This is a genomic window from Treponema primitia ZAS-2 (assembly GCF_000214375.1).
In the GTDB taxonomy this organism is placed as follows: domain Bacteria; phylum Spirochaetota; class Spirochaetia; order Treponematales; family Breznakiellaceae; genus Termitinema; species Termitinema primitia.
Map to the genome: position 1 here is coordinate 3,335,968 of NC_015578.1, position 14,681 is coordinate 3,350,648.

Annotated in this window: 12 protein-coding genes; 10 read left to right on the forward strand and 2 right to left on the reverse strand. The window is 55.1% G+C overall.

Features of this window, described 5'->3' with window-relative positions; all coding sequences use genetic code 11:
* Positions 1 to 52 precede the first annotated feature (52 nt).
* Positions 53 to 871 (forward strand): acetyl-CoA carboxylase, carboxyltransferase subunit beta, encoded by an 819-nt coding sequence (gene accD, locus TREPR_RS14380; RefSeq protein ID WP_015709071.1) that lies wholly within the window; start codon positions 53 to 55, stop codon positions 869 to 871.
* Entirely contained in the window at positions 871 to 1,671 is an 801-nt protein-coding gene (locus TREPR_RS14385; RefSeq protein WP_015709072.1) for an acetyl-CoA carboxylase carboxyltransferase subunit alpha, read from the forward strand. Before accD ends, TREPR_RS14385 begins: the two co-directional genes overlap by 1 nt.
* Before the next feature lie 6 nt (positions 1,672 to 1,677).
* On the opposite strand, the gene TREPR_RS14390 is transcribed toward TREPR_RS14385, so the two are convergent.
* Positions 1,678 to 3,420 carry an AMP-binding protein gene (locus tag TREPR_RS14390; protein WP_015709073.1) on the reverse strand — a complete coding sequence of 581 codons (1,743 nt, stop codon included), beginning with the start codon at positions 3,418 to 3,420 and terminating at the stop codon, positions 1,678 to 1,680.
* 1 nt (position 3,421) lies between these two features.
* Positions 3,422 to 4,858, reverse strand: coding sequence for a GGDEF domain-containing protein (locus tag TREPR_RS14395; RefSeq protein ID WP_081468676.1), 1,437 nt, complete (start codon positions 4,856 to 4,858; stop codon positions 3,422 to 3,424).
* 466 nt (positions 4,859 to 5,324) lie between these two features.
* Here TREPR_RS14395 and TREPR_RS19010 point away from each other — a divergent pair, with 466 nt between their 5' ends.
* The 8 genes from TREPR_RS19010 to ilvD all read left to right on the forward strand — a co-directional run bounded on the left by TREPR_RS19010 (position 5,325) and on the right by ilvD (position 14,679).
* Complete coding sequence (locus TREPR_RS19010) at positions 5,325 to 5,714, forward strand: hypothetical protein (protein WP_015709075.1); 390 nt, start codon at positions 5,325 to 5,327, stop codon at positions 5,712 to 5,714.
* Position 5,715: 1 nt separating this feature from the next.
* Positions 5,716 to 6,447 carry a sulfite exporter TauE/SafE family protein gene (locus TREPR_RS14405; protein ID WP_015709076.1) on the forward strand — a complete coding sequence of 244 codons (732 nt, stop codon included), beginning with the start codon at positions 5,716 to 5,718 and terminating at the stop codon, positions 6,445 to 6,447.
* 207 nt (positions 6,448 to 6,654) lie between these two features.
* A complete protein-coding gene (gene ilvN / locus TREPR_RS14410) occupies positions 6,655 to 7,170 on the forward strand; it encodes an acetolactate synthase small subunit (protein WP_015709077.1) in 516 nt (171 codons plus the stop codon).
* A 116-nt stretch (positions 7,171 to 7,286) separates the two neighbouring features.
* Positions 7,287 to 8,288, forward strand: a complete 1,002-nt coding sequence (gene ilvC, locus TREPR_RS14415; protein WP_015709078.1) for a ketol-acid reductoisomerase — start codon at positions 7,287 to 7,289, stop codon at positions 8,286 to 8,288.
* A gap of 158 nt (positions 8,289 to 8,446) precedes the next feature.
* On the forward strand, positions 8,447 to 10,018 hold the full coding sequence (locus TREPR_RS14420) for a 2-isopropylmalate synthase (protein WP_015709079.1): 1,572 nt from the start codon (positions 8,447 to 8,449) through the stop codon (positions 10,016 to 10,018).
* An 8-nt stretch (positions 10,019 to 10,026) separates the two neighbouring features.
* Entirely contained in the window at positions 10,027 to 11,676 is a 1,650-nt protein-coding gene (gene cimA / locus TREPR_RS14425) for a citramalate synthase (protein ID WP_041611721.1), read from the forward strand.
* A 14-nt stretch (positions 11,677 to 11,690) separates the two neighbouring features.
* Complete coding sequence (gene leuB, locus TREPR_RS14430) at positions 11,691 to 12,824, forward strand: 3-isopropylmalate dehydrogenase (RefSeq protein ID WP_015709081.1); 1,134 nt, start codon at positions 11,691 to 11,693, stop codon at positions 12,822 to 12,824.
* 193 nt (positions 12,825 to 13,017) lie between these two features.
* Positions 13,018 to 14,679 carry a dihydroxy-acid dehydratase gene (gene ilvD / locus TREPR_RS14435; protein WP_015709082.1) on the forward strand — a complete coding sequence of 554 codons (1,662 nt, stop codon included), beginning with the start codon at positions 13,018 to 13,020 and terminating at the stop codon, positions 14,677 to 14,679.
* The last annotated feature ends 2 nt before the right edge of the window (positions 14,680 to 14,681 follow it).

The window sequence follows — 14,681 nt, forward strand, 5'->3', positions numbered from 1 at the left end:
CTGCCATTTTGGAACCCTCTCATTTACCCCGATATTTTTCCTGGAGGATTAGATGGCTACGAATACGGCGGAAACCGCGCCCGGTCATGTGACCTGTCCCCACTGCGGGACCGTTACGGATACCGAGGCCTTTACCAAGGCCCACAGGGTATGCGGCAAATGTAACTACCATACCCGCTTGAACTGGCGGGAACGGCTTGAGTGTACTGCGGACAGCGGGAGCTTTAAGGAACTTGATTCCCGCATGGGATCCAAAAACCCCATTGGCTTTCCGGATTATGAAAGCAAAATCAGCGCCCTTCAGAAAAGCTGCGGCACCAATGAAGCGGTGGTTACCGGGGAATGTACCATTCTCGGCCACCCTGCGGTGCTGGGCATCATGGACAGCTATTTTATGATGGGCTCCATGGGTTCCGTGGTGGGGGAAAAGATCACCCGGGCCCTGGAATACGGCACAGCGAAAAAACTGCCGGTGATCATCTTTACCACCTCAGGGGGGGCCCGTATGCAGGAGGGAATTTTTTCCCTGATGCAGATGGCCAAAACCTCGGGCGCAGTGGCCCGGCACAACGAAGCGGGGCAGCTCTATATTTCGGTGATCACCGACCCCACTACCGGGGGGGTCACCGCGTCCTTCGCCTCCCTGGGGGACATCATCATCGCTGAGCCCGGGGCCCTCATCGGCTTTGCGGGGAAACGGGTTATCCAGGACACCATAGGACAGAAACTGCCGGAACGGTTCCAGACCGCAGAATTTGTGCAGGAACACGGATTCACGGACATCATCATCCCCCGGAACGAGATGCGGGAAGTACTGGCCCGCTTTCTCAAGATGCATAAAAGTGCATCTTCCCGCAAGGAGGCAGTATAATGGCCCTCACAGTTGTCAAACGGCTTGAACTGCTCCGGGGCCTCGGTCGGCCCACGGTAAACGACTATATACCCCTGATCTTCGAGGAATTCACGGAACTCCACGGGGACCGCTATTTCGGGGACGACCCGGCCATCATCAGCGGCCTGGCCTACCTGGGGGGAAACCCGGTCACCGTGATAGGCCAGGTCCGGGCCCGGGACATCGAGGAATTCAAACGGGTCAACTTTTCCATGCCCCACCCCGAGGGCTACCGCAAAGCCCTGCGCCTGGTAAAGCAGGCGGAAAAATTCCGCCGCCCGGTGATCACCTTTATTGACACACCGGGAGCCTTCTGCGGCATAGGCGCAGAAGAGCGAGGCCAGGGCGAGGCCATAGCCCGGAACCTCCAGGAATTTATGGGCGCTAAAACCCCCATCATCGCTGTAGTCCTGGGGGAAGGCGGTTCCGGCGGCGCCCTGGCCCTGGGGGTTTGCGACGACATTGCCATGCTGGAAAACGCCCTCTACTCGGTCATCTCACCCCGGGGCTTTGCCTCAATACTGTGGAAGGACGGGGAGCGGGAAAAGGAAGCGGCGGAACTGATGAAGATCACCGCTGAAGAGCTCCATTCCTTCGGGATCTGCGACAAGGTTATTGCCGAACCCGCAGAAGGGGCCCGGAGCAACATACAACTCACAGCAAAGAATATTTCCGATTACCTGCTGGAAGCGGTGAAGCGCTATTCGGCGCTGGATATCCGGGAGCTGCTGGAAAAGCGGTATCAGAAGTTCAGGGCGATTGGGGAGTTCAGCGAATAGCTCTTGCTATTTCTTCGGTTCTTCGTAACTTTTATACATAAAGCGGCGTATCTTCTGCTGGGCGTTCTTTTCAAAGGGCTTCCGGCGGATGGTAAAGTCGCTTATTTTTTTATACCCCGGCAGGGTGCGGTTGACATCTTCGATTTCCTTTTTTATTAGGCCCCGGAGAAAGGCATCGTCCAATTCCCTGTCCGGGTAATCCTGCTGCAGAGTTTCAAAGTTGGGTACCGTCACGGCGAAGATCTCCTCCCCGCCGTAGTCCGGCTCCCTGCGGCCCACCACCAGCATCTCTGCGATGGCCCGGGATCCGTCAAAGTGGGTTTCGATTTCCTCGGGGTAGACATTCTTTCCCCCGGAACTGACGATAAGGTTCTTCGCCCTGCCGCTGATGTAGATAAAGCCCTGATCGTCTATGAAACCCAGGTCCCCTGTTTTAAGGTACCCGTCGGGGGTGAACATCGCCGCAGTAGCTTCGGGGTTTTCATAGTAGCCCAGCATGATCGAAGGAGACTTTACGATGATCTCCCCGATACCCTCTTCATTTTTGTCAATAATCTTCACATCGGTATACTTAACCGGCAGTCCCACAGAAACATTGTTCTTGTGCCAGGGGGTACTCACGCTGATCAGGGGGCCGTTTTCGCTCATGCCGTAGCCGTGAACGATGTTGAATCCCAGGGAGTCAAAGAAGTCCGCAGTTTTGGGGTTCAGGGGGCCGCCCCCGGCAACCATTATCCGTATGGAGCCCAGGCCCGCTTTCTTGCGGATAAACTTAAAGACCCGCTGGCCAAATTGATAGTTTCCTTTTTTAGCTTTTTCCAGGGCAATTTTCCGCAGGGGGTCCAGGATGGCCCGCAAAATCCCCGGCAGGGCCTTGTAGCCATGCTCGATCCCCGCCTTGACCTTGTCGTAAAGTAAGGGCACCGCGATAAGAAAAGTGCCGCCGGCGTCCCGTATATCGTCAATCACCACCTTGCCCACCAGCTTTTCTACGATAATCGTAGCGGCCCCTACGGAAAGGGGGGAGACAAAAGAACAGGTGGTGGGATAGGTATGGTGCAGGGGCAACACATTGATAAAAATATCCCAGGGGTAGGCCCGCAGGGAACGGATAGCGGCGTTGGCATTGGCGAGGATCGCCTGGTGGCTGAGGGTAACCCCTTTGGCAAAACCGGTAGTACCCGAGGTAAAGACGATTGACACCGGATCGGTCCCGGCGATTTCTTCCGTTGCAGGAAGTTTCTGTTCACCCGCATCAGTGCCGAAGGCTTCAAAAAAATTGTCCCCTTCCTGGCTTATACAGACCCTGACCGCTGCAGGAATCCCCCTGGACAGGAGATCCGCCGCATACTCCCGCTTTCGCCCGGAATAGAAAAAGGCCTTTGCCCCGGTTAGTTTTAGTATATTGGAACATTCATCCTCGGATACGAGGAAGTCGATGGGAACGATAACCAGCCCGGCAATGGCCGCCCCCAGCCAAACCGCTATCCACTCGGGGCGGTTTTCCGACCACAGGGCAACCCGGTCCCCTTTGGAAAGCCCCGCAGCCAGGAGCCCCCGGCCTATGCGGCGGCTTTCTTCAGCAAGCCGCGTAAAGGACCAGCGGGTAAATTCTTTCTGTTTCCCGGACCGATAAAAAATTGCGGTCTTATCTCCCCAGCGGACCGCCAAATCCCCAAGCCATGCGCTAAAATTGGGATGGGGCATATCCGGCCAATCGGCAATGTAGTCCTTTGGGTTAAGCATCATCCTACTCCAGGGTGCTCAGACGGAACCCATGTTTTCCGCTTTTCTTGACCTCATACATAGCCATATCCGCCGCATGAACCAGATCATCCGCAGTTTTATTACCCAGGGGGATGCGAACCGCCCCGATGCTGACCCCGCAGAAAACCGATTGCTCACCGATGCACCATTCCAGGGCAAAACGTTTCAGCAGCAGTTCCTGTATCTGCTCAAGACTGGCGGCAGTTTTATTGGCAGCGATAATGACAAATTCATCACCCCCGTAACGGTAGGGCATTCCCAGGATCGCACTTTCATTCTGCAAAAAATGGCCTATCTGCCGCAGCAGGGCGTCCCCGGCCAAATGGCCCAGGGTATCGTTCACTTGTTTAAAATCGTCCAGGTCCAGGAAGATCAGGTAGCCCTGCTCCTTTGTCTGTTCCAGCATGGCCAAGGTACCGTTCATATCCTCCACCAGCTTGCCCCTGTTCGGCAGGGAAGTCAGGGTATCGCACTCCGCCAAACGCCGTACCAGCATTTCGTTGTACTTATTTTCCGTAATATCAATGCTGCTCACCACATGGGCAAGTCTGCCATCCACCCACCGTATGGCAGCGTGAACCATGCGGAACCAGGATCCGTCCGAGGAGCGCTGCATATCCCAGCTATACACCTGGGTGGGGTTTCCGTCTGCATCGACCAGCTTGTTTTTAGGGCAAAATTCGCATTCTTCTGTTTTATTGAAGTATAGCGCCTTCCAGCAGGGCTGGCCCTCGATTTTATCCACCCCCCCATGGGGCGCTGCCAGGGATTCGTTGGCAAAGAGCAGTTCGTGGGTATAGAAATCGTTCACATAGATATCCAGGCCCGCCTTATCAATCACGTTCCGTAGGGATGAGTAGGCGTACTCCAGCCGTTTCTGGTAGACCCGCATCTTGATATGCCCCGCCAGCACGGAAAGCACCGCATCCGCATCAACGACCTCCCGTTTGGTCAGCCGTATAGGATGGCGCCGGTCCAGCATCCCGATAAAAGCGGTAGGTTCCTGGTACTCAAAGATGATGGGGATCATGATCAGGGTTTTGGCGGAGAAAAGTTCCAGAAATTTCGCCCCTAGCCTGGTCTTTTTGGACTTGAGATAGACAATTCCCCCAGGTTTCTGGGTCAGTTCCTTAATATCCCGTTCGCTCAGATAGTCAGAAAGGACAAACTGCTCCCGCAACCCCGCCTCGGGGGCGCGGTAATGCTCAAAGAGATGAAACACCTTAGCATGATCCGCTTCGTAGACAAATGCGCCGAAGAAGCCAAAAAATTCGCAGGTATCCTTCAATATACCTGAAATAGACTGATAGGGATCTTTATAGGCGCTAAGTTGTCTGAATATGCCAACAAACAGGTCTTTTTCCTGCTCATCGATCGGTGAATCCGGATCCACTGAATGCTCCTGCTTGTATTCTATCATGTTTAATCAAATTTAACACATTTTTTTGAAATTTAGTATATTTTTAAAACTATTTAGCCTATAATAGGTCAATGCTTGGTTTTCTCCTTAAAAAATTCTTCTATGATTTCTGGGATAACCTATATAAGATAGCCCTAATCAACCTGGGCTTTCTGGTATCCCTGGCTATCCCTGCCATCATCCCCTCACTATTGGACTCCTGGCCCCCTTTAAGCTTGATAATTCTAGCCCTGGGCATACTCTGGTGCTTCGTCTACCTTTCCGCCGCCGCATTGTCCCTTAAGACAATATCGGATTATAGGTCCTTCGGCTTCTCTGATTTCGTTAAAAATCTTAAAAACGGCTGCCCTACCGGGGTCATCCTGGGCGCTCTGGCCCTTGCCGCATGGCTTCTGGTAACCCTGGTAATCCCTTTCTATTTCAGTATAAACTCCTTTCTAGGACTTTTTCTAGGGTGCCTCATCTTTTGGGCTCTGATCATCTCCTCTTGGCCTTGCAATTCTGCTTCCCTATCCGTTCCCGGCTGGACACCAAACTCCCCAAGGTCCTTAAAAAATGTTTTATCATTCTCCTGGATAACCCCCTCTTTTGCCTGCTCTCAGGGCTTTTCGCCCTGCTCCTCCTGGCCCTTTCTATACTCCTGCTACTCCTGGCCCCGGGTCCCGCAGGCATACTCCTGTTCCTGGACGAGGCCCTCCGACTCCGGCTTCTCAAGTACGACTGGCTGGAAGCTAATCCCGGGGCGAACCAAGGCAGGCGGCGGCCCCAAGTTCCCTGGGAGGCCCTGCTGATAGAGGAGCGGGAAAAAACCGGGAGCAGGTCTTTGAAAAACCTGATTTTTCCCTGGAAGGATTAGGATGGTGCCCGCTACACCCCTGAATATGGCACTGCTGCTTATAATTGGGTTCTTTTCCGGGGTATTATCCGGGGCAATCGGTTTCGGCGGGGCGCTCATCCTTTTACCGGTACTAAACATCACCCTGGGCGGCGCCCTAGCCGCGCCGGTATTAACGGTTGCCCAGCTCATGGGGAATTCAGCCCGGGTTGCCCTGGGGTGGAGACAAATCAACTGGAAACCAGTTATCTGTTTTATAAGCGGCGCCGTCCCCTTAACAATTGCAGGGGCATGGTTTTTCACCATAGCCGATAAGTCTATTATTACAAAAATTACGGGTGGTTTTATAATACTGTTCGTTCTTATAAAATTTTTCAAAATACCCCTATTAAAGGGATCAAATATGATAATGGTATTCGGAGGTGGCCTGACAGGATTTCTGTCTGGTCTGATAGGAAGTGCCGGCCCTGTGGGGGCATCGTTCTTCTTATCCTTAAACCTGTCACCCCTTTCCTATATCGCAAGCGAAGCCGTTACCGCCACGGTTATGCATATAATAAAACTGTTCATATACCGGGGATTTATGGAGATCGGTTACCGGGCCGTAGTTTTAGGCGTTTTAATCGGTATTTCAATGGTTGCCGGGGTATGGCTGAGTAAAAAAGGTATAGAACGTATTCCCAGGGAGAAATTCCAAATCGGGGTCAGTGTTTTATTGATTGCCATGGGTGTGTATATGAGTATTGCCGCGTAGATTTTTGCATAAAAATAAAGGCCTTTTTCGCCCCAAGATAAAGTAAAGGCTCTGTTCCATAAAGGATCACCTGCTATAAAAATTAACTAAAATAGTCATATATTGCATCAAAATAACCCATTCCAATAAAGAGCCCCCTTGCAATTTCCTTTGCCCTCCTGTTATACTATCTGAAATCTGTGAACCAGATATGCAAATGGGGGACCCATGAATCAACATGTGGTATCAACCCTGGTCGAGAACCGGGCGGGAACCTTAAGCCGGGTTTCCGGTCTCTTCAGCCGCCGGGGCTTCAATATCGACAGCCTCACGGTCGGAGAAACCGCAGATCCGTCTATTTCCCGAATGACCATCGCGGTAACCGGGGATGATGGGGTGCTTGAACAGATTATTAAACAACTCGGGAAACTGGTGGATGTGATAGCGGTCCGGGAACTGGATCCCTCGTCCTGTCTGCGCCGGGAGATCATGCTGATCAAGGTCAGCGCGGATGAGAAAACCCGGCCTGCAGTGCTCGGGGTTGCCGGGGTATTCCGGTCCCGGGTAGTCGATATTTCCCCCGCCACCATTACCATCGAGGCCACCGGCGATATTGAAAAGCTCAACGGCCTCCTGCTCCTTTTACGCCCCTACGGCGTTCTTGAACTTGCCCGCACCGGCCTTGTAGCCCTGGAGCGGGGTTCTTCGGTACTATCCGTATCGAACCTAAGCATTAGCAATTAACCGGCAATTGCGCGGCGTTTCCTTTTAAGGAAAAAGCCGTAGGACAATTACCGGATTCTCAAGGCCCCTAAAGAGGAAAGCTCTTTAAGGGTGAAGTTTACGAACAGGAGGAAATTATGGCTGTTATGTTTTATGAAAAAGATTGCGACCTGGGGGCCCTAAAAGGGAAAACCATCGCGGTGATCGGTTACGGTTCCCAGGGGCATGCCCATGCCCTGAACGCCAAGGAATCGGGGATGAAGGTGATCGTGGGGCTCTACGAGGGGTCCAAGTCCTGGAAACGCGCCGAAGAGGCGGGCTTGCAGGTAAAGACCGCCAAGGAAGCGGCGGAAGCGGCGGATTTCATCATGATCCTCATCAACGATGAAAAGCAGGCCAAGCTTTACCTGGACTCCATCAAGCCGGCCCTGAAACCCGGCAAGACTTTGGCCTTTGCCCATGGCTTTAACATCCACTTCGGCCAGATCATACCGCCGCCGGATGTGAACGTGGTGATGATCGCCCCCAAGGGCCCGGGCCACACGGTGCGGGAACAGTACCAGGCCGGCGCCGGGGTGCCCTGTCTTATCGCGGTGCACCAGGACCCCACCGGGGATGCCAAGCGGCTAGGCCTGGCCTATGCGGCGGCTATTGGTGGCGCCCGGGCGGGGGTTTTGGAAACTACTTTTAAGGAAGAAACCGAGACGGATCTGTTCGGGGAACAGGCGGTGCTCTGCGGCGGTGTTTCCGCCCTGATGAAGGCGGGCTTCGAGGTGCTAACCGAAGCGGGCTATCAGCCTGAGAGCGCCTACTTTGAGGTGATGCATGAGATGAAGCTCATCATCGACCTGGTTAACCGGGGCGGGCTGTCCTTCATGCGCTTCTCCATCTCGGATACCGCCGAATACGGGGACTATATAACCGGGCCAAAGATCATCACCGAGGATACCAAGAACACCATGCGCCAGGTTCTGAAGGAAATTCAGAACGGCAAATTCGCCCGGGAATGGATTCTGGAAAACCAGGTGAACCGCCCTAACTTCAACCGCCTGCGGGCTATCGAAGCCCAGCACCCCATTGAAAAGGTGGGGAAGGAGCTGCGCTCCATGATGAGCTGGTTGAAACCTGTGGAAAAATAAGGGCATCTCCAAAAACTCGGTTAGTTTTTAGAGATGCCCTGCATTTGCTCGTCTAAAGACTGTGCAAATGCTTTTTAAGCGGTAAATATCTAAAAACTGAAGTTTTTAGATATTCGCTAATTTTTCCAACAGGCCTTTTCATGGCAGGAGGCCATACAGTGAGTAATACTACGAAACGGATTGTAAAGATATTTGATACCACCCTGCGGGACGGCGAACAGTCCCCGGGCTGCAGCATGAACATCCAGGAAAAACTGGAGGTGGCTAAAAAGCTGGAGAAGCTCGGGGTGGATATCATTGAGGCGGGGTTCCCCGCCTCAAGCCCTGGGGACCTGGAATCGGTAAAGACCATAGCGGGGATCATCAGGGATTGTACCGTGGCCGGGCTTTGCCGATCCCTGGAAAAGGACATCGACGCTGCACGGGAAGCCCTGGCAGGGGCGGCACACCCACGGATACACATTTTCCTTGCCACCTCCCCGGTCCACATGGAATACAAACTCAAGCTGTCACCGGAACAGGTGCTGGCACAGGCAGTGGCGGCGGTGAAGTACGCCGGGAAATTCTGTAAGGATATAGAATTTTCCGCCGAGGATGCCTTCCGCAGTGATCCTGACTTTGTGTGCAAGGTCTTTGGGGCGGTAATTGCCGCCGGGGCCACCACGGTGAATCATCCGGACACGGTGGGCTACGCCATGCCCGACGAGTTTGGGGCGCGGATACGCTACATTAAGGAACACACACCGGGCATGGAAAAGGCAGCCCTGTCGGTGCACTGCCACAACGACCTGGGCCTGGCGGTGGCGAACAGTCTTGCTGCGATAGCCAACGGGGCGGATCAGGCGGAGTGTACCGTTAACGGCATAGGCGAGCGGGCGGGGAACGCTTCACTGGAGGAAATCGTCATGGGCCTGCGGGTCCGCAAGGATTATCTCAACGCAGATACCCGGATCGATGCCACTCAGATCTACACCGCCAGCCGCCTGGTAACCCAGGTGACCGGAGTAAAGGTGCAGCCCAACAAGGCCATTGTGGGGGACAACGCCTTTGCCCACGAGGCGGGGATACACCAGCACGGGGTGATGGCGAACCGGGAAACCTACGAGATCATGACCCCCGAATCCATAGGCATCCCCAAAAACCGCATGGTTCTGGGGAAACATTCCGGGCGCCACGCCTTCGAAGAGCGGCTCAATGATATGGGCTACACCGTGGACGGCGAAACCCTGGAAAGCATCTTCGCTGAATTTAAGATTCTGGCGGATAAAAAGAAGGTGGTCAGTGACAGGGATATTGAAGCCCTGGTAATGGGAGTCTCAGCATCGGCGCCTGAAACCTGGAAGCTCGAACACTGGGCCATCAACACCGGCTCTGCTCTGGGCGCCACAGGGATCATCAAGCTGCTGCATAAAGACGGTGAAGCCCGCAAACAGGTCTCGGTGGGGGACGGCCCGGTGGACGCGATCTTTACGGCGATCAACGAAATTGTCGGCAAAAAACCGGAGCTGGAACTGTACGAGATAGGATCCATCACCGATGGTTCCGCTTCCCAGGGAGAGACCATGGTAAAGATAGCCTGGGAAGGCCGGCATTGGAATGGCCGGGGGGTTTCCACGGATGTGCTTGAATCTTCCATAAAAGCCTACCTTTCGGCGATAAACGCCATGGAGTGGGACCTGGCTGCGGGGATTTCAAAAAGCCCCCTGCGGGAACCCCTGAAAGAAGCTTGAGGGATACGGTGGTAAATAGCAACACTGTTTCTGTGGTAGAAATATTGGATACCACCCTCAGGGACGGAGCCCAGGGGGAAGGTATCTCTTTTTCCTTGCAGGATAAAATCGCCGTGGTCCGGGCCCTGGATGAGTTGGGGGTTTCCTGGATCGAGGCGGGGAACCCAGGCAGTAATCCTAAGGACCTGGAATTCTTCCGCCTTGCAGGGAAACTGAAACTGGAGAACTCCAAGCTCTGCGCCTTCGGACCGACCCGAAAGAAGGGTATCAAATCTGAGGATGACCCCCAACTGCAAAGCCTGCTGGACGCAAATACCCCCGGGGTGGTGTTTTTCGGGAAGAGCTGGGACCTCCATGTTACCGAGGTCCTCCGGGTCAGCCTGGAAGAAAACATCGCCATGATCGCCGAGACCGCAGCTTTTCTGAAGGCCCATGGAAAAACCGTAATCTACGATGCGGAACATTTTTTCGACGGATGGCTTGCCAACAGCGAGTATGCCCTGTCCACAGTAAAAGCGGCCCTGGACGCCGGGGCAGACCGCATAGTCCTCTGCGACACCAACGGCGGCTGTTTCCCGGACACTATTGCTGATGGGGTCCGGGCGGTGGCTGAAAAGGTGCCAGGCACCATTTTGGGCATACACACCCACGACGACTCGGGCTTTGCCAGCGCCAATGCTGCTGCGGCGGTGAAAGCCGGGTGCCGCCATGTCCAGGGGACCCTGGTGGGCTTTGGGGAACGCTGCGGGAACACCAGCCTGGCGGCGCTAATCCCCAGCATTGAGATCAAGATAGGTCTCCCCTGCCTGCCTGGGGGCAAACTGGAACTTATCTACGACCTGACCCGTCAGGTGGCGGAGATCGCCAACGTTTCTGTGCCCGACAACCTGCCCTATGTGGGGGGCCATGCCTTTTCCCACAAAGCGGGGATGCACGCCGACGGCATACTCAAGCTGTCCCGGTCCTTTGAGCACATCGATCCGTCCCTGGTGGGGAACGAACGGAGCTTCCTCATGAGCGAAGTCGGGGGCCGTTCCGCTATTGCCGAGCGGGTCAAAAAGATCGATCCTTCCATTACCAGGGATCATCCGGTAATTGCGGAGCTTGCCCGGAAGCTGAAAGAACTGGAGGCAGAAGGCTGGCAGTTCGAGGGGGCGGATGGCAGCTTCGAACTTCTGGTACGCAGAGAAATTGCAGCGCAACTTGCAGCTCAGCTTCCCGCGCAAAATGCAGGACTACTGCCTGCTCCCTTTTTTCACATTGAGGCGTACCGTGTAGTAAGCGAGCACCCCACCGGGGAGACCCTAGCCTGTTCCCACGCCTGGGTCAAGGTTCTGGTGGACGGGCAGCACGAGATCGCCGCCGCCGAGGGGGACGGGCCGGTGAACGCCATGGACGGCGCCCTTCGCCGGGCGCTGACCCGGTTCTACCCCCAGCTGGGAAAGGTCCGGCTTTCGGATTACAAGGTCCGGGTCATCGATGGCAAGAATGCTACCGCAGCAAAGGTGCGGGTCCTCATCGAATCAACCGACGGAATAAAGCGCTGGGCCACTGTGGGAGTTTCGGAAGACATCATTGATGCCAGCCGGGCTGCCCTGGTGGATTCAATTGAATATAAACTGATTAGCGATATTGAACAGAAAACTAAGGTACACTAATAGGAGGAGATAAAATGGCTTATTCAATAGCATTGGTACCCGGAGATGGGATTGGGCCGGATGTAACCGCCTGGGCAACGGAAGTCCTGGATGCCGTGGGGGACAAGTACGGCCATGTGTTTAACTACGTTGAACTGGAAGCTGGGGGCAAGGCCATTGACAGTACCGGTGAGCCCCTGCCGACAGAAACTCTGGAAGCGGCTAAGCAGTGCGACGCACTTTTACTGGGCGCCGTGGGGGGGCCCAAATGGGATACTCTTCCGGGGCACCTGCGGCCGGAACGCGCCCTTTTGGGGCTCCGCTCGGGGCTCGGGGTCTATGCCAACCTCCGGCCTGCAGCGCTCCTGCCCCAGCTAAAGGCGGCCTGCCCCCTGAAGGACGAAGTCCTCATTGCAAGCAACAGCGAAGGGAGGCCTGACTTTGACCTGCTCATCGTGCGGGAACTTACCGGGGGGCTCTACTTTGGGGAACGGGGCCGGAGCGCCGACGGCAATTCTGCCTTTGACACCGAGACCTATTCTAAAACGGAAATAGAGCGGGTGCTCCGGGTGGGATACGCCGCAGCAAAACTGCGCCGGAAAAAGCTCTGCATGGTGGATAAGGCAAATGTGCTAGAATCATCCCGGCTCTGGCGGGAAGTAGCAAAGGAAATCGCCAAAGAATACCCTGACATTGAAACCAGCTATCTCTACGTGGACAACTGCGCCATGCAGCTAATCCGTGCCCCGGGTCAGTTTGATGTGATAGTCACATCAAACCTCTTCGGGGATATACTCTCCGACGAGGCCTCGGTACTCACGGGCTCCATCGGTATGCTGGCCTCCGCAAGCCTTGCCGGCGCCGGGGGCCTCCCAGGTGGAGAACCGGTAATGGGTATCTACGAGCCCATCCACGGCTCAGCCCCGGATATAGCCGGCCAGGACATTGCCAACCCCCTGGCAGCGATACTTTCCGCAGCAATGCTGCTGCGCTATTCCTTCGGCCTGGAAAAAGAAGCCGCCGCAGTGGAAAAGGCGGTCAATGTCATACTGGACCAGGGGCTCCGTACCAAGGATATAGCCGGCAGAAGCGGAACCGGTGCCAGTGAAAAAATTGTGGGGACCGCGGAAATGGGAAAGGCGGTACTGAAAGCCCTGGAAAACATATAGGGTACTTCTAAAAACTCGGTTAGTTTTTAGAAGTACCCCGCATTTGCTCATTTAAAGAATGCGCAAATGCTTTTTTAAGCGGTAAATCTCTAAAAACTGAAGTTTTTAGAGATTCCCTATAGGCAAATCTTTGAAAACCGACCGAGTTTTTAGAGGCGCCCTGTAAGTATCCCGGTTTCGTAAGGAGAAGAAGATGCACAGTGATATTGTTAACAAGGGTGTGGCTAAGGCCCCCCACAGGTCTCTTTTTAAGGCCATGGGCTTTATTGATGAGGAATTCGAGCGCCCCCTGATTGGCATTGTGTCCGCCAAGAGCGAGATTGTGCCGGGGCATATGCACCTGGACACTATTTCTAAGGCCGCTTCCGACGGAGTACGGGAAGCTGGGGGCATCCCCATCAACTTTCCCTCTATCGGGGTATGCGACGGCATCGCCATGGGCCACGAGGGTATGCGCTATTCCCTGGTAACCCGGGAACTTATCGCCGACTCTATCGAATGTATGGCCATGGCCCACGGCTTTGACGCCATGATCTACATCCCCAACTGCGACAAAATAGTCCCTGGTATGCTTATGGCTGCGGCCCGGCTCAACCTGCCCGGAGTCTTTATCTCCGGGGGGCCCATGCTTGCGGGGAAGAAGGACGGAAAGACCCTCACCCTTACTACCATGTTTGAAGCAGTGGGCGCCGTGGGGGCAGGGACCATGAGCGAGGAAGAACTCTACGATCTGGAGGAAGCGGCCTGTCCGGGCTGCGGTTCCTGTTCGGGGATGTTCACCGCCAATTCCATGAACTGCGTTGTTGAGGCCCTTGGTATGGCCCTGCCTGGCAACGGCACTATTCCTGCAGTGATGGCAGAACGGCTGCGGCTGGCCAAAAAAACAGGCTTTCTGATCATGGATATGCTAAAAAAGGATATACGCCCCCGGTCCATCATGACCGAACGGGCTTTTATGAATGCCCTGGCCATGGATATGGCCCTGGGCTGCTCCACCAATACTGCGCTGCACCTTCCCGCCATCGCCCACGAGGCGGGGTTTAAGCTGGACCTGGACCTGATCAACAAAGTCAGCGCCGTTACTCCCAACCTCTGCAAGCTGGCCCCGGCGGGTTCCACCGCCATTGAGGACCTCCACGCCGCCGGGGGCATACCCGGAGTTTACAAGGAACTGGCAAAGAAAAACCTGGTAGACCTCAAGGTACCCACGGTGTACGGCATACTGGAAGATGCGGTTAAGAATGCAAAGAACAGAAACACTGATATTATCCGCCCCCTGGAGGATCCATACTCGGCCACCGGCGGCCTGGCGATCCTGCGGGGCAACCTGGCCCCTGACGGATCGGTGGTAAAACGCAGCGCAGTTGCCCCCTCAATGCTCAAACATTCCGGGCCTGCCCGGATCTTTGATGCCGAGGAAGACGCCTTTGACGCTATCATGGAAGGCAACATAAAACCTGGGGACGTAATCGTCATCCGCTATGAAGGCCCCCGGGGAGGCCCAGGAATGAAGGAGATGCTCGGTCCCACCGGGGCACTGGCCGGCATGGGCCTGGACGATAAGGTGGCCCTGATCACCGACGGTCGCTTCTCCGGGGCAACCCGGGGCGCCGCCATCGGCCACGTCTCCCCGGAAGCCGCTGACGGCGGCATCATCGGCCTGCTCCGGGAAGGGGATATCATCGACATTGATATTGACAGCCGCAGTATTTCTGTGCGACTTAGTGACAGTGAGCTTTCAGAACGCCGAAAAACCTGGACGCCTCTGCCTCCCAAGGTAAAGACAGGCTACTTGGCCAGGTATGCAAAAATGGTGAGTTCCGCCGCCTCAGGAGCGGTGTTTAAGGAGGAATAGGA